Raw genomic sequence first — 20,814 nt, forward strand, 5'->3', positions numbered from 1 at the left:
CGACGTCAGAGTTCGACGGGCGGCGCCGGTTCGGTCTCCGATTCCTCGGGATGACGCGCCAGGTTGACGATCCCGGCGATCAGGCCACCCCACACCGTGACCATGGCGACGATCATCATGACGATCGCGATCGGAGTCATGCGCCGGCTCCCTTCGTCGTGCCGACTACCGGTATCGCCGAGGTCTCGGTATCCGGTTCGTAGTGCTCCTCGGAGAGGAACTCGTCGTACTCGGGGTCGTCCTTCGCATGCGAGCGCGTGCTCCAGGGCAGCGCCGACAGGATCAGCGCCAGGACGACCAGGGCGATGACCATCCCCCAGCCGAAGATGGCGAGGAACCAGGCGGGATAGCCGCTGTACGGTTCGGAGGTCTTCGCGATGAGCTCGCTGACGAAGAGGTATCCGAGAACGACCGGCGCGAGAACCCCGACGAGCACCTTCCAGACGGTGCCCACCCGGAAACTCGAACGCCGATTGAGGTGCTCGACCAGCACCGGCAGCTTGTGCAGCAGCCAGGCCACGATGATCACCGCCACCAGCGCGACCGCCATGATGCCGAAGGAGTTGACGAAGGCATCGGCCGTGTCGAGCACCGACAGGGCCGTGGTCGTCGAGAAGAGCGCCATCGAGATGATCGCCAACGGGATCGCGACCGTGAGGGTCGTGCGCACGCGCGCCCATCCCAGCTTGTCCTGCAGTGCGGCCACGATCACCTCGAGGATCGAGATGAGGGAGGTGACGCCGGCGAACACCAGGGCTCCGAAGAACAGCACACCGATGATCGACCCTCCCGTGGCCTGCGAGACGATCGTGGGGAAGGCGATGAAGGCGAGGCCGATTCCGGAGGACGCGACACCGGCCACCTCCGTTCCCTGCGCCTGCGCCATGAATCCCAGCGCCGCGAAGACGCCGATGCCGGCGAGGATCTCGAAACCGGAGTTGGCGAAGGCCACCACGAGCCCGGAACCGGTCAGATCGGTCTTCCGCTTCAGGTAGGACGAGTAGGTCACCATGATGCCGAAGGCGACGGAGAGCGAGAAGAAGATGTGTCCGTAGGCGGATGCCCAGACGCCGGGGTCGGCCAGTGCCTCCCAGTTCGGGGTGAAGAAGGCGTTGAGGCCGTCCATGGCTCCCGGGAGGAACAGGGACTGCACCACGAGGATCGCGAACATCACGGTGAGCAGCGGCATCAGGATCATGTTCGCCCGGCCGATGCCGCGCTTGACGCCCAGCGCCATGATGACGATCACGATCAGCCAGACCACGACGAGCGGGATGCCGACCTGCGGGACGAAATCGGTCGATACACCGACCTCGGCGACGTCCGCCGATCGCAGGAAGTCGATGAAGAAGAAGTCGTTCTCGTTGCCCGCGCCCCAGGTGAGCTGGGCCGAGAACCACGTGTACATCGCCGCCCAGGCGATGATCACCGCGTAGTAGACCGCGATCACGACGCAGATGAGCACCTGCCACCAGCCGAGAGGCTCGGCCGCACGGTGCATGCGACGGAACGCCAGCGGCGCCGACCCACGGAATCGGTGACCGATCGCGTAGTCGAAGAACAGCAGCGGGATACCGGCCGTGAGCAGAGCACACAGGTACGGGATCAGGAAGGCTCCGCCACCGCCTTCGTAGGCGACGTAGGGGAACCGCCAGATGTTCCCGAGGCCGACCGCGGAGCCGATCGCCGAGAGGATGAACACATTGCGCGAGCCGAAGGCTTCACGTTTGTGGGTCTGCGTCGCTGCGGTGGCCATGCGGACGAGGCTACCTGAGGGTCGAGCCGAACGTCGGGTCGGACACAGACACGAGCCGATCCCGCCGCTTCAGTCCAACGCATCCGCCAGCCCGGCCAGGGTGGAGAAGCGACCGTCGAAGGCGTCGGTCTCCGCGGGCGGATCACCCACCGGACGCGGCACGTACGCGGTCCTCATCCCTGCATCTCCGGCGCCTCTGAGGTCCCAGGCGTGAGCGGCGACCATGAGCACTCTCTCCGGGTCGCCCCCTGCCTCCTCCACCGCGAGCCGGTAGACCCGCGGTGAGGGCTTATAGGCCTCGACGGCATCCGCGGAGAGCGCCCCGTGCCATCGCAGTCCGGCGTGCTCCCCCAGCGCGCGCAGCGACTCCGGGTTCGCATTCGACAGCCCGAGAACATGGAAGCGGGCGGCAAGCCGCGCGACGCCCTCGCACGAATCCGGCCAGGCGGGAAGACGCTTCGTCGCGGTGGCGAGGCGATCGATCGTCGCGGCATCCGTGATCCCCGCGGTCTGCGCCACCCGAGTCGCCGCCTCGCGATCAAGGATTCCGGAGTCGACATAGTCGCGCTCACCCCGTGCGATCCGGCGCTGCTCCCCTTCGATATGACGTTGCCAGACGCCGAGGAGTTCATCGGCATCACGGGGAGAGCCGCCCGCCTCCTCGATGGCGATGCGGAGCCCTCCGGGTTCATCGACCAGGGTGCCCAGCACGTCGAAGACGATCGTGGTGATGTCGCGCAGCATGGTTCGAGTCTGCCCCGACGCGGGAGCGCAGGGGCCGGGAACGAGAAAACCCCCGCCTGAGCGGGGGTTTTTCTGCGGAGACGAGGGGATTTGAACCCCTGGTCCCCGTGAGGGGACTCCACCTTAGCAGGGTGGTGCACTCGGCCGGACTATGCGACGTCTCCAGGCATCCGACCCGAAAGCACGGATGCACCTAGCCATCATAACGGGTCGGACGAGCGGTGACGAACCGGCACCCCCCGAACTCGCTTCCGACCGACGCGCACGCGGGCTGAGCGGGGATGCGCACTCGCGCTGGGATACTTGCCGCACATCGTGGGCACCCGACGTCCACCGCGCGGAAGAGGACCGATCATGCCCCGCACCGACACCGTGAACGCGGAGAACGCCCACACCCCCTCGCATCGCGAGCGGGACGGCCAGGCGCGCGGTTACGCGATCATCCTCGGTCTGCTCATCGTCTCGTACGGCTTCTGCGCGGCGCAGCCCAGCACCGACCCGAGCCCCTGGGCCTTCCTCGCCATGCTGGCGACGGTGGCGATGGTGTTCTACGTGACCCGTGCACGACATCTCGTGCAGCGTGTGTGGTGGGTGGTGCTCTCGGTCGCCGGTGCCGCCGCCGTCATCGCCGCGCTCTTCGGCGTCGACGGCCCGGTGCTCGCGATCCCGCTGTCGGCCGCTTCGATGCTCGCTCTGCTGGTCGCTCCGTGGGCCATCATCGCGCATCAGGTCAACCGGCGGGGCCTCGACCTGGAGGCGCTGCTGGCGGCGATCACGGCCTACATCCTGGTCGGGATGTTCTTCGCCTTCGTCTACAACCTGATCTCGCAGATCTCCCCCACCCCGATGTTCGGCGAGGAGAGCCTCGACTCGCTCGGCAACCAGCTGTTCTTCTCGTTCACCGCACTGACCACGACCGGATACGGCAATCTGGTCCCCGTCGGCACCACCGGACAGGGGATCGCCATCGCCGAGGGCATCACCGGGCAGCTGTTCCTGATCACGGCGGTCGCACGGATCATGCGCGGCGCGAGCGCGAAAGGCAGATCGAGCACGCCCGCCTGAGTGCCTTCGGGCGTGCCCGCCGCCCGCCGACCTCATCCGGAAGGGGTGACGCCCGCACGGGGATCGCCCCGTCGGATGCCACGATGAACAGGCTCGAAGGAGTCACCATGAAGAGATGGGGTGCCATCGCCGTCCTCGGCTCCGCGCAGTTCGTGATGGTGCTGGACGGCACCGTGATGAACGTGTCGATATCGACGGTGGTGTCCGACCTCGACACCACCGTGGCCGCGATGCAGGGCGCCATCACGTTCTACACCCTCACGATGGCGGCGTTCATGCTGCTCGGGGCGAGGCTGGGTGACGTGTGGGGCCGCCGCAGGGCGTTCGTCATCGGATCGTGCATCTATGCCGTGGGGTCGCTGATCACGGCGGTGAGTCCGAACGTGCAGTTCCTGTTCCTCGGCTGGTCGGTCGTCGAAGGCCTGGGTGCCGTGCTCGTCATCCCGGCGATCGCCGCCCTCGTCGCCGACAACTACCGCGGCCGTGAGCGCATCACGGCGTTCGCTATCATCGGCGCCGTCTCCGGGGCCGCCGTCGCGGCTGGACCACTGATCGGCGGATTCGTCACGACCTACTTCGACTGGCGCTACGTGTTCGCCGCCGAGGTGCTCATCATGATCGGCGTGGTGCTGTGCGCCCGGATCGTCACCGACCCGACGCCACGGCAGAGCGTGCGCATCGACGTCCTCAGCGTCGCGCTCTCGTCGGTCGGGCTGGTCGCGGTGGTGTTCGGGATGCTGCAGAGCAAGACGTGGGGGTGGGTGCTGCCGCTGAACCCGCCCACGATCGGCGGCGTCGTGGTCGCCCCTCTCGGCATCTCTCCCGCCGCCTGGTTCATCGTGCTCGGCGTCGTGCTCCTGGCCCTGTTCTTCTCGCGTCAGCGCCTGCTCGAACGCCTCGGCCGGTCGCCGCTCATCCACGTGGGGATGTTCTCGATCACCTCGCTCCGCAGCGGACTCACCGTCCTCGGGGCGCAGTACACCGTGACCGCCGGGCTCTTCTTCATGGTGCCGGTGTATCTGCAGATGACCCTCGGCCTCGATGCCCTGGAGACCGGGATCCGGATCTTCCCCCTCTCCATCGCTCTCGTGCTGTTCTCGATCGTGGGCACCCGACTCTCGCGCCTCTTGTCTCCGCGGACGATCGTGCGTATCGGACAGCTGACACTCGTCGTCAGCGCCCTCATCCTTCTCGGCTCCGCCACCAGCGACCTGCGCAGCGGCTTCTTCGCGACCGGGATGTTCCTCGCCGGAGCGGCCCTCGGACTCCTCGCCTCGCAGCTCGGGAACGTGAACATGTCGAGCGTGACCGAGAAGGAGACGAGCGAGGTCGGCGGGCTTCAGGGCGTGTTCCAGAACCTCGGCTCGTCGCTCGGAACTGCCCTGATCGGGTCGATCCTCATCGGTGCGCTGTCGACCTCGTTCGCCTCGGGAGTCGCGGCGAGCGACCTGCCCGACACCACCCAGGCGACCGTGGCGAGCGCCACGCAGCACGGAGTCACCATCGTGCCCGCGGCCGACGTCGCCGCCATCGCGGAGAAGGCCGGGCTGGACGATGCCGACGCCGACACTCTCGCCACGGTCTACCGCGATTCGCAGCTGTCGTCGCTGCGCATCGCGTTCTTCGGGCTCATCTTCATCAGTCTGCTGTCGCTCTTCTTCTCGAAGGGGATACCCCACGCGAACGCCGTCCGCAGACGGCACGGCCAGGAGACGGCCGACCAGGAGGCCGGCTGACCAGCGCGGACCCGGCGGAGACGCCGGTCCGAACGTCGCCGTCGCCGTCGCCATCGCCATCGCCATCGGGATCGGCGAGGATGAGGACCATGACGACCGTCTCCGCACCCCGCATCGAGCACCACCGGGAACCGTTCGGCATCGGCGAGAGCGCACCACGCCTGAGTTGGACCACCACGGATGCACCTGCCGGCTGGCGCCAGGAGCGCTACGCCGTCACGGTGGTGCGCGACGACGCCGAGGAGACCGTCGAGGTCACGTCCGCCGAGCAGGTCCTGGTTCCCTGGCCGACTCGTGCGCTCGACTCCCGCGAGCGGGTGGGTGTGCGCGTGGCGGTGCAGGGTGCGGACGGCCGCTGGTCGGCCGAGAGCCCGCAGACCTGGGTGGAAGCCGGCCTCCTCCACCCCGACGACTGGTCGGCGCGGCCTGTCGGGCTCGACCTCGATGAGGACCCGGAGAGCGACGCCCGCCGCGCCACCCTGGTGCGGCGGAGCTTCCGGCTCGACGGGGAGATCTCCCGCGCCCGGCTCTACGCCACCGCGCACGGGCTGTACGAACCCGAGATCAACGGCGGGCGCGTCGGCTCCGACACGCTGTCGCCGGGGTGGACGGTCTATCGCGAACGGCTGCGGTACTACACCTACGACGTGACCGCCCTGCTCGTCGACGGAGAGAACGCGCTCGGCGCCTGGCTCGGCGACGGCTGGTACCGCGGACGTCTCGGCTGGCGCGGCGGGTACCGCAACGTGTTCGGAAGCGATCTCTCGTTCCTCGGCCAGCTGGAGATCACCTATGTCGACGGACGACGCGAGACGATCGTGACCGACGACTCATGGAAGGGCGCACTCTCCCCCATCCTCCGCTCCGGCATCTACGACGGGGAGGACTACGACGCACGCGAGGAGCTCTCGGAGTGGACGACCGCCGCCTTCGATGACGCGCAGTGGCTGCCTGTCGCGGTGCGCGATCGCGATCCGCGCACCCTGGTCGCACCGACGGCGCCACCTGTCCGGGTGACCGAGGAGATCGCCCCCGTTGCCGTGCTCACGTCACCCGGCGGCGCCCGCATCCTCGACTTCGGGCAGAACCTCGTGGGAAGGGTGCGCATCCGCGTGACCGGTCCGCGCGGCACGACCGTCACGCTGCGCACTGCGGAGGTTCTGCAGGAGGGGGAGATCTACACGCGGCCGCTGCGCAGCGCACGCTCCAGCGAGTCCTACACACTCGCCGGACGCACCGGCGGCGAGGAATGGGAGCCGCGGTTCACATTCCACGGCTTCCGATATGCCGAGGTCTCCGGCTGGCCGGGCGACCTCGATGCGGATGTCGCGGCCGGCGCTCTGATCGCCCGTGTGCTGCACACCGACCTCGAGCGCACCGGGTGGTTCACCTGCTCCGATCCTCTGGTCGAGCAGTTGCACCGCAACGTCGTCTGGGGCATGCGCGGCAACTTCGTCGACATCCCCACCGACTGCCCGCAGCGTGATGAGCGCGTGGGGTGGACGGGCGACGTGCAGGTGTTCGGCCCGACCGCGTCGACGCTGTTCGACGTCTCGGGGATGCTGTCGGGATGGCTCCGTGACGTGGAGGCCGACCAGCTGCCCGACGGCACGGTCCCGTGGTTCGTGCCCGTGATCCCGTCTCACAAGGTGTGGTCTCCGATCCGCGCCGGCGCCGCCTGGGGAGATGTGGCGACGCTGCTGCCGTGGACCCTGTACCAGCGCTTCGGAGACGAGGGCGTTCTGGCGACGCAGTTCGAGAGCGCACGCCGATGGGTCGACAAGGTGGAATCACTGGCCGGACCCGACCGCCTGTGGAACGAGGGGTTCCAGCTCGGCGACTGGCTCGATCCCGCGGCGCCCCCGCAGGATCCGGGCGATGCCCGCACCGATCGGTATCTCGTCGCCACGGCGTACTTCGCCCGGTCGGCGCGAGCGGTCGCCGATATGGCTCGTGTGCTCGGACGCTCCGCCGACGCGGATCGTTACGGCACGCTCGCCACCGAGGTCGCTGCCGCTTTCCGGGGTGCGTATGTGAAACCCGACGGCACGATGACCTCCGACGCCCAGACTGCGTACGCCCTGGCCATCGTCTTCGACCTGCTCGCCGACGAGACGCAGCGTGCGATCGCGGGGGCACGCCTCGCCGCGCTCGTGCATGCCGCGGACAACCGCATCGCGACCGGCTTCGTGGGCACGCCGCTCGTCTGCGACGCGCTCACCCTGACCGGCCACGCGGATGCCGCCTACGACCTTCTTCTCGAGCAGGGCTGCCCGTCCTGGCTGTACCAGGTCGTGCAGGGCGCGACCACGGTCTGGGAGCGGTGGGATGCGATGCTCCCCGACGGCACCGTGAACCCCGGGACCATGACCTCGTTCAATCACTACGCGCTGGGAGCGGTCGCGGACTGGTTGCACCGCAGCGTCGCCGGGCTCGCACCCGCGGAGCCCGGATACCGCCGCATCCGCTTCGCACCGCGTCCCGGTGGCGGGCTCACCCATGCCTCGGCGATGCAGCGCACGCCCTACGGTGACGCCTCGATCGCGTGGCGCGTCGACGAGGGCGAGCTGCATGTCGACCTCGTGGTCCCGGTCGGCGCGACGGCCGAGCTCGACCTGCCCGGCGCGGTCCGTGAGGAGCTCGGGCACGGCGCGCACGCGCGCGCCGTGCCCCTGCATTCCTGACGAGTCAGCCGGCGGCGGGACCGCCCGTGTTCGCTGCGGCGATCAGCTGCTCGATCTGCTCGAAGTCGACCGGGAGCCCCGGGAATCCGGCCAGACGTCCGATCGGGAAGGAGGCCATCATCTTCTGCATCGCCTCGTCGTTCGGCATCATCGACGCCGCAGCCGCGTCGCCGCCGAGTCCGCCCATCAGGCCGCCCAGCGCCTGCTGCACGATGGGGCCGGCGACGGGGTGCGCGATCAGGTCGCCGATGGAGGAGTTCATGGTCAGTTCCTGGTGCACCTCGTCACCCGAGACCTCGACCGACGCGGTCGAGCGGATGTCACGACTGGAGGCGGCCACATCGACGGCATAGGCGCCGCCCTCGACCACCCAGCGGTCGACGCGGATGTCCCAGTAGGCGAGGTCTTCGCGCCGCACGACGAGCTCGACCGTGCGGATCTCCCCGGCAGCGAGCGCGACCGAGGAGAAGGCCTTGAGCTCACGAGGTGCGCGCTGCACGATCGACGCGGCCGGGGCGACGTAGACCTGCACGACCTCGCGCCCGTCGCGGTCACCGGTGTTGGTGACGTCGACGCGCACGACGATGTCCCCGTCGGCACCGACATCGGCTGTCGCTCGACCGTATTCGAACGTCGTGTACGAGAGTCCGTGGCCGAACGGGAAGGTCACGTCGAGACCCTTCGCGTCGTACCAGCGGTAGCCGACCAGCAGACCCTCGCCGTAGCGCACGTGTCCGAACTCGCCGGGGAAGTTGCCGAATGACGGGTTGTCCTCGAGCCGCACCGGCACGGTCTCGGTGAGCTTGCCCGAGGGGTTCACGGCACCGTAGAGCACGTCGGCCACCGCGCTGCCGCCGGCCTGACCGAGCAGCCAGCTCTCGACGATGGCCGGCACACGATCGGCGAAGGGCAGGGCCACCACGCCACCGTTGGACAGCACGACCACGGCGCGGGGATTGACCTCGAGCACGGCGTCGAGCAGGGCGAGCTGCGGCGCCGGCAGGTCGATGTGATCGCGGTCGAAGCCTTCCGACTCCTCGGCAGCGGGGAGGCCGAGGAAGACCACGGCCACGTCTGCCGCCTCGGCGACGCCGACGGCCTCTGCCCGCAGGTCGTCAGCAGTCCGACCGGATGTCGCGATGGCGCCGCCTTCGACGGCGAAGCCCGCGGCGTAGGAGACGTTCTCGCCGCCCACGGCACGCAGTTCATCGAGCGCCTTGTCGACGCGGGTGGGGTTGATCAGCGAAGACCCCGCGCCCTGGAACCGCGGCTCGGTCGCGAACGCGCCGATCACGGCGATCTTCTGGTCGACGGCGAGCGGGAGCAGGGCAGCCTCGTTCTTCAGCAGCACGATGGAACGACCGGCCGCCTCGCGGGCGAGTGCGTGGTGGGCATCGACGTCGAGCGGGCCTGCCACGGCCGGGCGCTCCCCGGCCTTGCGCACGAGCTCGATGGCGCGGCCCGCGGCGGTGTCGAGCACGCTCTCCTCGAGCGTTCCCGCACGCACGGCGGCAACGAGCTGCGCATCCGTGCGCCCTCCCGACGCCGGCATCTCCAGGTCGAGGCCTGCGGCGACGCCGGCGACGCGGTCGTTGACGGCGCCCCAGTCCGACACGACAAGGCCGTCGAAGCCCCAGTCGTCGCGCAGCACGCTGGTGAGCAGCCACGGGTCCTCCGAGGCCCAGACGCCGTTGAGCTTGTTGTACGAGCACATGACGGTCCACGGCGAGGCGTCCTTCACGACGCGTTCGAACCCGCGCAGGTAGATCTCACGCAGCGGGCGGGGGTCGACGTCGGAGCTCGCACGCATGCGGTCGAACTCCTGGTTGTTCGCGGCGAAGTGCTTGAGCGAGGTGCCGACGCCCTTCGACTGGATACCGCGGACCGAGGCGGCGCCGAGGACGCCGGACACGATCGGGTCCTCCGAGAAGTACTCGAAGTTGCGGCCGCACAGCGGCGAGCGCTTGATGTTGATGCCGGGGCCGAGCACGACGGCGACGTTCTCGATCGCGGCTTCGACGCCGATCGCCGCGCCCACGCGCTCGATTATCTCCGGATCCCACGACGAGCCGATGCCGACGGCGGGTGGGAAGCAGGTGGCGGGGACGCTGCTCGCGAGACCGAGGTGGTCGGTGGCACCGGACTGCTTGCGCAGGCCGTGCGGACCGTCGGTCATCATCACCGACGGGATGCCCGCGCGGTCGATGGCCTTCGTGGTCCAGAAGTCCGCACCGCTGGTGAGCGACGCCTTCTCCTCGAGGGTGAGGTCGGAAGCCGAGATCTCGGTCATGGTGTTCCTTTCGCGGGCGACGTCGATGTCCTTGCGAAAACCATATGCCCTTCAGTATTAGATTTCAAACGGCATTCAGGATTAGGGTCGAAGCATGGCACGACGGGGTTCGTATGCGAAGGGCGTGGCGCGACGCGAGGAGATCCTCGAGAGCGCCCTCGACGTGATCGGACGCAAGGGTTACCAGAACGCGTCCCTCAAGGAGATCGCCGAAGTCGTCGGCGTCACCCCCGCTGCTCTCCTGCACTATTTCGGATCGAAGGAGGAGCTCTTCACCGAGGTGCTCCGCAAGCGCGACGAGCACGACGGCCTCGATCCCGCCGGGCTCAGCGACGCCGAGGCCAGAGCCGCGTTCATCGGCGTGATCCGCCACAACACCGAGGTCCCGGGTCTCGTCGCCCTGTTCTCACGCCTCTCCGTGGACGCCGCCGACCCGGAACACCCCGCCCACGACTACTTCCTGGATCGCAGCGCGCGCCTGCGCGACTCCATCGCCGACAACTTCGGCGCCGACGGCAGACGCTCCACTCTCGACCCGGACACGCTCGCGCGGGTGATCCAGGCGGCATCCGACGGGCTCCAGCTGCAATGGATGATCGACCCGACCGTCGATATGCCCGGCATCATGGGTGCCCTGATCGACGCCCTGCATCCGCCAGTGCCGCCGACCGTCGACTAGCCCTTCACGGCACCCCCGAGTCCGGCCGAGCGCAGGAACACCGACTGGAAGATCAGGAACATCGCGATCGGGATCAGGGTCGCGATCGCCAGCGCCGCCAGGAACACGTCGAGCTCGGTCTGCGACTGCACGGCGGGGAGACGCACCGACAGCGGTTGCACCGCAGGGTCGGGCAGCACGAGCATCGGCCACAGGTAGTCCTTCCACGCGGCGATGATCGCGAACACCGAGACCACGCCGAGGATCGGCTTCGACATCGGCAGCACGATCGACCAGAACAGCCGGAAAGGTCCGGCGCCATCGGTGCGGGCCGCCTCGAACACCTCCCGCGGGAGCGAATCGAAGAACCGCTTCACGAGCAGGATGTTGAACGCGTTAGCGCCCATCGGCAACCAGACCGCGAGGTAGTTGTTCAGCAGGCTCACGTCTCCGAGAAGCGGCGGATGCACGATCGTCAGGTAGAGCGGCACCAGCAGCACGATGCCCGGGATGAACAGCGTCGCCAGCACCAGGGCGTTCAGGATCGGCGCGTACTTCGGGCGCAGCACCGACAGCGCGTAGCCCCCGGTCGTCGCGATGAGCAGCTGCACGAACCAGGCGCCGAGGGCGATGATCACCGTGTTGAAGAAGTACTGGTCGATGTGGATGTCGTTCCACGCGGTCGACAGGTTCTCCCAATCCATGCCGTTCGGCCACAGGGCGAACGGCTGCTGCAGCGTGTCCTGGGTGGGGGTGATCGCCGACTTCGCGAGCCACAGGATCGGCCCGAGCCCGGCGACCACCAGTCCGACGGCGAGGAAGACATGTGTGAGCGACATCCCGATGCGGATGCCGGGCCGCCGACGTTCGGAGTCGGAGATGACGGTGCGGTCGCCGACGCGATCGGCGGCCTTCTCCGCCGCTTTCTCCGCGGCACGGGTCGAGAGGCGGGTGGTGAGGCTCACGTCGTGCTCCAACGGTCGGTCAGCTTGAAGTACAGCCAGGAGAGGAGGGCGAGGACGATCGCGAGCAGCACCGAGACGGCCGTGGCTTCGCCGTAGTCGCCGCCCAGGCTGTTGCGGAAGGCCTTGTCGTAGATGTACAGCAGCACGGTCTTGGTTGCTCCGGCCGGTCCACCGCCGGTGAACAGGAACGGCTCGAGGAAGACCTGCGCGGTGGCGATCACCTGCAGGATCAGCATGATGAAGAGGATGCCGCGCAGCTGGGGCAGCGTGACGTGCCAGATCTTCTTCCAGATGCCGGCGCCGTCGACCTCCGCGGCGTCGTAGAGCTCGGGCGGCACGCCCAGAAGCGCGGCGAGGTAGATGATGATCGACCCACCAGCGCCTGCCCACGTGGCCTCGAGCACGAGCGAGGGCATCGCCTGCACGGCGTCCTGGATCCACGGCTGTGGAGGGATGCCGACGAATCCGAGGACGGTGTTGAACACCCCCGAGGGGTCGGCGCTGTAGAAGAACTTCCACAGCAGCACCGCGACGACCGGCGGGATCACGACGGGCAGGTAGGCGAGCGCCGAGTAGATGCCCTTGCCGCGGCGCACCTCGCTCATCAGCACGGCCATCAGAAGCGGCAGCGGGAACCCGAAGAGCAGGGCGAGCACGGCGAACCACAGCGTGTTGATCACGGCGCGGCCGAGCTCGGGGTCACCGATCACGGCGAGGTAGTTGTCGAATCCGACCCACTCGGAGACGATCAGGTTCGTCTTCTGCAGGCTCATGATCACCGACTGCACGATCGGGGACCAGGAGAAGAACACGAACACGAACAGCATGGGGAGCACGAACAGGAGGTTCGCGAGCCCGCCGCCGCGGAACCAGGTGAGGGGCGAGCGGCGGCGGGAGGGGCGCACAGCGGGCGGCGGAGAGGCCTCCACCGCCGCCCGCTGCTCAGAGAGCGTCATCGTCATGAAGCGTTACTCGTCGAGCTTCGCCTGCGCGTCGGTCTGCGCCTGGGCCAGGAGGGCATCGATGTCGGCGTTCTGGTCGGTCAGGACCTTCTGCACGACGGTGTCGAGGAGCGCGTACACCTCCTGCGTCTTCACCTTCGGCTCGCCGACCGGCGTCTGGTCCCAGATGCGGTCGCTGAACGGGGCCATCTGGTCGACCGGGACGTTGATGTAGTCGGCGATCCACACCTGCGACTCGTCGTACAGCTCACGGCTGAGCACCGGGAGCAGCGGGGTGCCCACCGCCTGGCCGGACTCGTTCAGGGTCTTCGCATCGAGCACCGCCGCGTCCTTGTCCATCAGCTTCTGCATGTAGTACCAATCGATCCACGTGACCGCCGCCGCCTTCGTCGCGTCGTCGACCGTGGGGCTGATCACCGCGATGTCACCGCCGCCGAGCGTGCCGGGGTCGTCGCCTTCCATCGGCACGACGGTCATGCCGTAGATGTCCGAATCCATGCCGAAGTCGCGCACGAGGGCGGTGTAGATGTCGGAACCCGACGTGTACATTCCGATGTTGCCGGCGGCGAACTCCTGGTTGATCGTTCCCCAGTCGAGGTCGACCTTCGATCCGAACGAGCCGTCCTCCCACTTCACGTCGTGCAGGAACTGCAGCGACGCCTTCGTCGCATCGTTGTCGATCGTCGACTCGGCCGTGCCATCCCCGTTGTCGGTCTGGGTGCGCCCGCCGCGGGCGACGGTCTGCGAGGTGAGCTGCCACCCGCCGGTGTTGTTGATGGCCATCTGCGCGTACCCGGCCTTGCCCGTGGCATCCGTGATCTTCCTGGCGGCCTCGCGGATCTCGTCCCACGTCTCCGGCGGGTTGTCGGGGTCGAGCCCGGCCTGCTCGAACAGGTCGCGGTTGTAGTGCAGCGCGGCGGCGTACGCCTGGCGCGGGAAGCCGTAGATCTTGCCGTCGGCGCCGGTGACACCGTCGAGGATGATCGGGTTGAACTTGTCGGTGTAGCCGAGCTTCTCGATCGCGTCGGTCACGTCCATCAGCTGCCCGTTCTCGAGCAGCGTCTTGGAGTCGGTGAACGGCACTGTGAAGACGTCGGGCAGGCTTCCGCCGGCGAGCTGCACGGCGAAGGTCGGGCCTTCCCACTCGTACTCGACGCCGATGATGTCGATGTCGGGGTGTTCCTTCTCGAACTGCTTCTCCTGAGCGGCGAACGCATCGTAGGCGGCAGCGTCCGCTCCCGGGGGGAACGTCGCGACACGCAGCTCGAGGCGTCCGTCGCCGCTGTCGCCGTCGCCGCTGGACGTGCAGCCGGCGAGCGCGCCGACTGTCGCGAGCACGGCGATGCCGGCGACCATGGCCTTCGTTGATGACTTCATTGTCTGTCCTTCCATGTGGTGCTGATCGGGTGGTGCAGGGCTACTTCGGCGCTCGGTGCGAGCGCGCGGGAACGGCTCGGAGGGCGAGCCAGGCTGTGGAATCGGGAGGGAGCGCACCGTCGAGTGGCGCGCTGGCGAGAAGTACCTCGTGGTGGGCCGGCAGCGGCACGGGCACGGATCCGAGGTTCGTGATGCTGAGCGTGCCGTCCCCCCTGCGGAACGCCAGCACGTCGGCGCCGAGCTCGAGCCACTCCAGGTCGTCTCCGGCGAGGTCGTCGAGTCGACGGCGCAGCGCGATCGTCGCGCGGTACAGGTTGAGGGTCGAGTCGGGGTCCCTGTGCTGCGCGTCCACCGTGAGCGCCGCCCAGTCCTCGGGCTGCGGAAGCCACGGGGCGCCGCCGAAGCCGTACGGGGTCACCGCTCCGGACCACGGCAGCGGCACACGGCATCCGTCGCGCCCCGGGTCGACCCCGCCAGAGCGGAAGTGCATGGGGTCCTCGATCGCGTCGAGCGGCAGTTCCACTTCGGGAAGGCCGAGCTCGTCGCCCTGGTAGATGTAGAGACTGCCCGGCAGCGCCGCGACGAGCAGCGCCGCGGCGCGAGCGCGGCGCGCGCCGCGTACGGCATCCGTCGCGGTGCCGAAGCGCTTGCGCTCGAACGCGAAAGAGGAATCGGCCTGTCCGTACCGGGTGACCGGACGCGTGACGTCGTGGTTCGAGAGCACCCAGGTCGCCGGCGCGCCGACCGGCGCGTGTTCGGCGAGCGTGCGGGTGATGGAGTCGCGCATCGCCCTGGCGCTCCACGGCTGCGTCATGAATCCGAAGTTGAAAGCCGTGTGCATCTCGCCGGGGCGCAGATAGCGGGCGAAGCGCTCGGCGTCGTCAAGCCACACCTCGCCGACGAGCACCCTTTCGCCGTCGTACTCATCCGCGACGGACCGCCAGTCGCGGTAGATGTCGTGCAGCTCGTCGCGGTCGATGTGCGGGTGGCCGACCGTGGGAGCGGAGCCCGGCGGAAGGTCGGGAAGAGTCGGGTCCTTGACCGGGAGCGCCGCGGAGTCGATGCGGACGCCCGCGACGCCTCGGTCGAACCAGAATCGCAGGACGTCCTCGTGCTCACGCCGCACATCCGGGTGGTTCCAGTTCAGGTCCGGCTGTTCGGGGGTGAACAGGTGCAGATACCACTCGCCGTCGGAGCCGTCGGGGTTCTGAGTGCGCGACCAGGTCTCGCCCTGAAAGCTCGAGACCCAGTTGGTCGGGATGCCGTCACCGCGCTCGCCCCGACCGGAGTGGAACCAGAAGCGCTCGCGCTCCGGGCTGCCGGGGCCGGCCGCCAGCGCCTGTCGGAACCACTCATGCTGATCGGAGATGTGGTTGGGCACGATGTCGACGATCGTGCGGATGCCGAGTTCGAGCGCCTCCGCGATCAGCTGCTCCGCCTCTTCGAGGGTGCCGAAGCGGGGGTCGATGCGGCGGTAGTCCTGTACGTCGTATCCGCCGTCCGCGAGCGGGCTCAGGTACCAGGGGGTGAACCAGAGCGCGTCGACGCCGAGGCTCTTCAGGTAGGGCAGCCGTGAGCGGACGCCGGCGAGATCGCCGATGCCGTCACCGTTGCCGTCCGCGAAGCTGCGCACATACACCTGGTAGATGACGGCTGTGCGCCACCAGCCCTCGCCCACGGGCATCGTCAGGGTGCGGGCCGGTGCCGTCGTGCGCAGAACGTCAGTGTCCACAGATCTCCTCGTCGTCGATGGCGATGAGTCGAATGTAGCTTTTCCGCGCGTTCCGTGCAAGAACTAAACAGAATGTTGGAAAATTGTGATGGCTGACATGCGCGCACAAGGACGGCTCGGGGCCGTCCGCAGATCAGGTCAGCGCAGCGGGCCCGTCGAGGCTCGCAGCACCAGCTCGGGCTCGAACAGCAGTTCGTCGCTCGGCTGGGCTGTGCCGGCGATCTGCGCGAGCAGCAGGGCGATCACGGCGCGCCCCATGGACTCGATCGGCTGTCGCACCGTCGTCAGCGGAGGTTCGGTGCAACTCATCAGAGCCGAGTCGTCGAACCCGACGATGCTCACGTCCCCCGGCACGGAAAGGCCGGCCCGCCGCGCCGCGCGTACGGCCCCGAGTGCCATCGGGTCGCTCGCGCACACGATCGCGGTCGCGCCGGCAGCGAAGAGGCGCGAGGCCCCTGCCTGCCCGGACTCGAGCGAGTACATGCCGCGCACCACGAGCTCGTCGGACAGCGGCGCCCCGAGCGCATCCAGCAGACGGCGCGCCGAATCGAGCTTGCGGCGGGAGGGGACGTGATCCTCCGGCCCCAGGAGCAGGCCGATCTTCCGATGTCCGAGCTGGTGCACGTGCAGCACGGCCTGTTCCGCCGCGGCCGCGTCGTCGGTCGACACCGTCGCGAAGTGCAGCTCGGCGACGCGGGCGTTGACGAGCACGGTCGGCAGGTTCACCTGGCGCAGCCGCTCGTAGTGCTCGTGTGCGGCGTCCGCCTGCGTGTAGTTTCCCCCGAGGAAGATCACACCCGAGACCTGCTGCGCCAGGAGCAGATCGACGTAGTCCGACTCGGTCACTCCGCCGGCGTTCTGGGTGCACAGCAGAGGCGTGTAGCCGTTCTGGGTGAGTGCGCCTCCGACGATCTCGGCGAACGCGGGGAAGATCGGGTTCTGCAGTTCGGGGAGCACGAGTCCGACGAGGCGGGCACGCTCGCCCCGGAGCTTGGTCGGCCGCTCGTAGCCGAGCACGTCGAGGGCGGTGAGGACCGCCTGCCGGGTGGCGTCGGAGACCCCCGGCTTCTCGTTCAGCACGCGGCTGACCGTTGCCTCGCTCACACCGACCTTGCGGGCCACCTCTGCCAGTCGCTTCGACATGCAGTCAGTGTACGCAAATCCTTGCAAGAACGCGCAAGCAGTTTGCGCGTTCTCGCGAAGGACTCAGCGGACGTTGCCGTTGGAGCAGGTCTGCTGCGCCGCGGAGTTGCCCTTGATCGAATCGGGCAGCGCCACGACGTTGTCAGGCGTCGCTGCCGGGTCGGGAGTCGCTGCCGGATCCGTTGCCGGCTGCTCGACTGGCGCCGTCGGCTCCTGCACGACCACGCCGTCGTTCTTGTTGTTCTCGTGCGTGATCTGCAGCTGTGCGTTCGCAGCGAGTGCGTCCCAGAGCGCCGAGGCGGCGGTGTAGTTGGGAACGACCTTGTTGGGGTTGGCCGAGTCCGTCCCGTTCGGGTACTGCACGAAGACGATGTCCTCGAACGGCACCGACTTGACCGCGAGGGCGATCTGCACGAGCGTCATCGGGTTCGTGAGCGACTCACTCGGCTCGAGATTCTGGATCGCGGTGTTCGCGAGCTTCAGCATCACGGGGACGTTGCCGAGCACTTCCCCGCTGATCATCTTGCGTGCCAGGCTCGACATGTACTGCTGCTGGTTGCCGATGCGGCCCAGGTCGCTGCCGTCACCGACACCGTGACGCGTGCGCAGGAACTGCAGCGCCTGCAGACCCTCGACCGTGTGGGTTCCCGCAGCCATGTCCAGTCCGGTGTAGCGGTCCTTGATCGGGTTGGCGAGGCAGACGTCGACGCCGCCGATCGCATTGGTGATCTCGATCACGCCGCCGAAGGTGACGCCGGCCGCGAACTGGATCTCCTGGTCGGTGAGCTCGGAGATCGTCTTCACGACGCAGTTCAGGCCGCCGTCGGTGTAGGCGGTGTTGAGCGGCTGCTTGCTCATCGCGGAGGTGGCGTTGCCGTTCTTGTCGGTGCACGAGGGGATCGGCACCATCAGGTCACGAGGGAAACTGACGACCGTGATGCGGCGCGGTTCCTGCGAGACGTGGACGAGCAGGTTCACGTCGTTGAGCGTTCCCTCGGAATCCGCTCCGGTGCAGCGTTCGCCGAAGAGGTCCTTGTACTTCTCCTCACAGGTGTCGACGCCTGTGAGGACCATGTTGAAGCCGCCCTCGTACTCGCCGATGTCCGGCGGGATGGGGTCCTGACCCTCGATCTCGACCGCGTTCGCCGAGACCGTGCTCGTGAGATCGTAGAAGACGTAGGCACCGACCCCGAGTCCGCTCACCAGCACCACCGCGAGACCGATCGCGATGAACTTCAACAGCTGGCCGACGGTGCCAGGAGTGCCCAGCTGACCATGGCGCGCGATCGTGTGACGGCGTCGGGTGTTCTGGCTCACTCGGGTCCTTTCGGATCAAGCGCCGGTGCGGGGGCACCGTGCTCACATGCGGAGGGTGTGGGATTCGAACCCACGAGACATCTCTGCCCACTGGTTTTCAAGACCAGCTCCATCGGCCGCTCGGACAACCCTCCCGACAGATGCTTCTGTCGACCAGGCGTGAGTCTAGCCGAGTTCTATTCTCCTGCGCTGACCTGGGCGGGGGCTGGAAGCGTGTCGAGAGCCCGCGCGAGGCCGCCGTCGACGACATCTGCGGTGACCTCGCCCGCCGCTTCCTTCACCACGTCGGGGGCCTGCCCCATCGCCACCGCTCGTCCGCCGAGCGAGCGGGCCCAGCCGAACATCCCGATGTCGTTGCGTCCGTCGCCGGCGACGAAGATGCGGCCCTCGTCGAGCCCGAGTTCCGTGCGCACCTGTTCCAACGCCGTGCCCTTGTCGACACCCTGCGGTGCGATGTCGAGCCACGCGGTCCACCCGATCGCGTAGGACACCTCGTTGAGACCGGCATCCGCCACCAGACGGTGGAAGTCCTCTTCGTCGTGACCGGGAGAGACGACGACGATGCGCGAGACGGGGAGCTCCCCGAGCTCGTCGAAGTCGACCTGCCGGCCGCCGTCGAGAGTCCAGTCGTCGAGCTGCTCGGTGAACAGTCGCTGGCCCGAGGCGAGTTCGACCATGTATCGGGCATCGGGAAGACGCTCGCGCAGCAGACCGAGGACCGGGGTCGGATCGAAGGTCTCGACGTTCCAGCGCTCCCAGTCGTCGCCGGAGCGCCGCATCGTCACCGCGCCGTTGGAGCACACCACGTAGTCGGCGGTCAGGCCGAGCTCCTCGACATAGCGTCGCGTGGCCATCCAACTGCGCCCTGTGGCGATGGTGACGACGTTCCCTCCGTCGCGCACCCGAGCGATGGCTTCCGGAACGCCGGGGCTCATCGTCTCGTCCTGCAGCAGGATCGTCCCGTCGACGTCGAGGCCGACCAGCCAGGGTCCTGTCATCGGGCGGCCCGCCCGGCCGCGAGGGGCTCGATCACTTCGAGGCCGCCGAGATACGGCCGCAGAACCTCCGGCACGCGCACCGAGCCGTCGGCCTGCTGGTGCGTCTCGAGCAGGGCGACGATCCAGCGGGTGGTGGCGAGAGTGCCGTTCAGGGTGGCCACGTGCTGCGTCTTGGCCGTGCCCTGGCCCGCGGGATCGGCCGCGTCGACGGCCGGGCGGTGACGCACGTCGAGCCGTCGCGCCTGATAGGTCGTGCAGTTCGAGGTCGAGGTGAGTTCACGGAACGCGCCCTGCGTGGGGACCCACGCCTCGATGTCGTACTTGCGTGCCGCGCTCGATCCGAGGTCTCCGGCCGCGACGTCGATCACGCGATAGGCGAGGCCGAGCGAGGTCAGCATCTCCTCCTGCAGCGCGACGAGGCGCAGGTGCTCGGCTTCCGCCTCTTCCGCGGTCGTGTAGACGAACATCTCGAGCTTGTTGAACTGGTGCACGCGGATGATGCCGCGGGTGTCCTTGCCATGCGATCCGGCCTCTCGCCGGTAGCAGGTCGACCAGCCGGCATAACGGAGGGCACCATCGGACAGGTCGACGATCTCGTCTTTGTGGTAGCCGGCGAGGGCGACCTCGCTGGTGCCCACCAGGTACAGGTCGTCATCCTTGTCGAGGTGGTAGACCTCGTCGGCGTGCTCGCCGAGGAACCCGGTGCCCTGCATGATCTCCGGACGAACGAGCGTCGGGGTGATCAGCGGCACGAATCCGTTCTGCAGCGCTTTGTCGAGCGCCAGGTTCATCAACGCGATCTCGAGGCGCGCGCCGATGCCGCGCAGGAAGTAGAAACGGGCGCCCGATACCTTGGCGCCGCGTTCCATATCGATCGCACCGAGGAGTTCACCGAGCTCGAGGTGGTCCTTCGGCTCGAAATCGAAAGCCGGCACGTCGCCGACACGACGCAGCTCGACGAAGTCCGCCTCGCCGCCGGCGGGGACACCGTCGATCACCACGTTCTCGATTCGAGCGAGTGCGGCTGCCGCTGCGTCCGCAGCCTCGTTCGCCGCATGCTGAGCCTGCTTGACACGCTCCGCGAGGTCTTTCGCCTGCGCGACCAGCGCCGCCTTCTCCTCCTTGGGGGCCTTCGCGACCTGCTTGCCGAAGGCGTTCTGCTCGGCGCGCAGCTCTTCGAAAGCGGACAGCGCGGACCTGCGCGATCGATCGGCCTCGAGAGCGACGTCGACGGTGCTCTGGTCGTTTCCACGAGCAGTCTGCGAACGGCGGACGATCTCCGGGTTTTCGCGGAGGAGTGCGAGGTCGATCATCCACCAAGTCTACGGTGAACGCCTGGGCGCGCCGGATGCGCGGACCGCCAGGAGTCACCTGCTCCGGATCGACG

Annotated in this window: 16 protein-coding genes and 2 tRNA genes; 4 read left to right on the forward strand and 14 right to left on the reverse strand. The window is 68.2% G+C overall.

Annotation, left to right across the window (positions count from 1 at the left end; translation table 11 throughout):
* Positions 1 to 5 precede the first annotated feature (5 nt).
* The 4 genes from MicroSTF_RS17040 to MicroSTF_RS17055 form a co-directional block, all read right to left on the reverse strand.
* Positions 6 to 140: a methionine/alanine import family NSS transporter small subunit gene (locus MicroSTF_RS17040; RefSeq protein WP_021198173.1), complete on the reverse strand. Its 135-nt coding sequence runs from the start codon at positions 138 to 140 to the stop codon at positions 6 to 8.
* Positions 137 to 1,756 carry a sodium-dependent transporter gene (locus MicroSTF_RS17045; protein WP_322957311.1) on the reverse strand — a complete coding sequence of 540 codons (1,620 nt, stop codon included), beginning with the start codon at positions 1,754 to 1,756 and terminating at the stop codon, positions 137 to 139. The genes MicroSTF_RS17040 and MicroSTF_RS17045 overlap by 4 nt, the downstream gene beginning before the upstream one ends.
* A 69-nt stretch (positions 1,757 to 1,825) precedes the next feature.
* Positions 1,826 to 2,500, reverse strand: coding sequence for a haloacid dehalogenase type II (locus MicroSTF_RS17050; protein WP_021198175.1), 675 nt, complete (start codon positions 2,498 to 2,500; stop codon positions 1,826 to 1,828).
* A gap of 75 nt (positions 2,501 to 2,575) precedes the next feature.
* A tRNA-Ser gene (locus MicroSTF_RS17055) sits at positions 2,576 to 2,664 on the reverse strand.
* A 190-nt stretch (positions 2,665 to 2,854) separates the two neighbouring features.
* On the opposite strand from MicroSTF_RS17055, the gene MicroSTF_RS17060 reads away from it, so the two are divergent.
* From MicroSTF_RS17060 to MicroSTF_RS17070, 3 genes are all read left to right on the forward strand, one after another.
* Positions 2,855 to 3,565: a potassium channel family protein gene (locus MicroSTF_RS17060; protein WP_021198176.1), complete on the forward strand. Its 711-nt coding sequence runs from the start codon at positions 2,855 to 2,857 to the stop codon at positions 3,563 to 3,565.
* Between the two features lie 83 nt (positions 3,566 to 3,648).
* Positions 3,649 to 5,301 carry an MFS transporter gene (locus MicroSTF_RS17065; RefSeq protein ID WP_322957314.1) on the forward strand — a complete coding sequence of 551 codons (1,653 nt, stop codon included), beginning with the start codon at positions 3,649 to 3,651 and terminating at the stop codon, positions 5,299 to 5,301.
* A gap of 89 nt (positions 5,302 to 5,390) precedes the next feature.
* Positions 5,391 to 7,985, forward strand: a complete 2,595-nt coding sequence (locus MicroSTF_RS17070; protein WP_322957316.1) for a family 78 glycoside hydrolase catalytic domain — start codon at positions 5,391 to 5,393, stop codon at positions 7,983 to 7,985.
* 4 nt (positions 7,986 to 7,989) lie between these two features.
* Here MicroSTF_RS17070 and MicroSTF_RS17075 read toward each other — a convergent pair whose 3' ends face one another.
* Positions 7,990 to 10,275, reverse strand: coding sequence for a glycoside hydrolase family 3 C-terminal domain-containing protein (locus MicroSTF_RS17075; RefSeq protein ID WP_322957318.1), 2,286 nt, complete (start codon positions 10,273 to 10,275; stop codon positions 7,990 to 7,992).
* Between the two features lie 94 nt (positions 10,276 to 10,369).
* Between MicroSTF_RS17075 and MicroSTF_RS17080 the strand changes: the two genes are divergently transcribed.
* Positions 10,370 to 10,954 (forward strand): TetR/AcrR family transcriptional regulator, encoded by a 585-nt coding sequence (locus tag MicroSTF_RS17080; protein WP_029259679.1) that lies wholly within the window; start codon positions 10,370 to 10,372, stop codon positions 10,952 to 10,954.
* Here the strand turns inward: MicroSTF_RS17080 and MicroSTF_RS17085 are convergent.
* The 9 genes from MicroSTF_RS17085 to serS all read right to left on the reverse strand — a co-directional run bounded on the left by MicroSTF_RS17085 (position 10,951) and on the right by serS (position 20,740).
* The gene (locus MicroSTF_RS17085) at positions 10,951 to 11,898 is read right to left on the reverse strand and encodes a carbohydrate ABC transporter permease (RefSeq protein WP_029266096.1); all 948 of its coding nucleotides are present in this window, start codon (positions 11,896 to 11,898) and stop codon (positions 10,951 to 10,953) included. The genes MicroSTF_RS17080 and MicroSTF_RS17085 overlap by 4 nt on opposite strands.
* Positions 11,895 to 12,860, reverse strand: coding sequence for a carbohydrate ABC transporter permease (locus MicroSTF_RS17090; RefSeq protein ID WP_292761893.1), 966 nt, complete (start codon positions 12,858 to 12,860; stop codon positions 11,895 to 11,897). Before MicroSTF_RS17090 ends, MicroSTF_RS17085 begins: the two co-directional genes overlap by 4 nt.
* 6 nt (positions 12,861 to 12,866) lie before the next feature.
* Positions 12,867 to 14,237: an extracellular solute-binding protein gene (locus tag MicroSTF_RS17095; protein WP_322957323.1), complete on the reverse strand. Its 1,371-nt coding sequence runs from the start codon at positions 14,235 to 14,237 to the stop codon at positions 12,867 to 12,869.
* Positions 14,238 to 14,277: 40 nt separating this feature from the next.
* Complete coding sequence (locus tag MicroSTF_RS17100; RefSeq protein WP_322957814.1) at positions 14,278 to 15,921, reverse strand: glycoside hydrolase family 13 protein; 1,644 nt, start codon at positions 15,919 to 15,921, stop codon at positions 14,278 to 14,280.
* A gap of 186 nt (positions 15,922 to 16,107) precedes the next feature.
* Positions 16,108 to 17,112 carry a LacI family DNA-binding transcriptional regulator gene (locus tag MicroSTF_RS17105; RefSeq protein ID WP_029259674.1) on the reverse strand — a complete coding sequence of 335 codons (1,005 nt, stop codon included), beginning with the start codon at positions 17,110 to 17,112 and terminating at the stop codon, positions 16,108 to 16,110.
* A gap of 63 nt (positions 17,113 to 17,175) precedes the next feature.
* Positions 17,176 to 18,429 carry an LCP family protein gene (locus MicroSTF_RS17110; RefSeq protein WP_029259673.1) on the reverse strand — a complete coding sequence of 418 codons (1,254 nt, stop codon included), beginning with the start codon at positions 18,427 to 18,429 and terminating at the stop codon, positions 17,176 to 17,178.
* Between the two features lie 49 nt (positions 18,430 to 18,478).
* Positions 18,479 to 18,563 (reverse strand) — tRNA-Ser (locus MicroSTF_RS17115).
* Between the two features lie 42 nt (positions 18,564 to 18,605).
* Positions 18,606 to 19,427 (reverse strand): HAD family hydrolase, encoded by an 822-nt coding sequence (locus MicroSTF_RS17120; RefSeq protein ID WP_021198187.1) that lies wholly within the window; start codon positions 19,425 to 19,427, stop codon positions 18,606 to 18,608.
* The gene (gene serS, locus MicroSTF_RS17125) at positions 19,424 to 20,740 is read right to left on the reverse strand and encodes a serine--tRNA ligase (RefSeq protein ID WP_021198188.1); all 1,317 of its coding nucleotides are present in this window, start codon (positions 20,738 to 20,740) and stop codon (positions 19,424 to 19,426) included. The genes MicroSTF_RS17120 and serS overlap by 4 nt, the downstream gene beginning before the upstream one ends.
* Positions 20,741 to 20,814 lie beyond the last annotated feature (74 nt).

Source organism: Microbacterium sp. STF-2 (genome assembly GCF_034650155.1).
In the GTDB taxonomy this organism is placed as follows: Bacteria; Actinomycetota; Actinomycetes; order Actinomycetales; family Microbacteriaceae; genus Microbacterium; species Microbacterium maritypicum_A.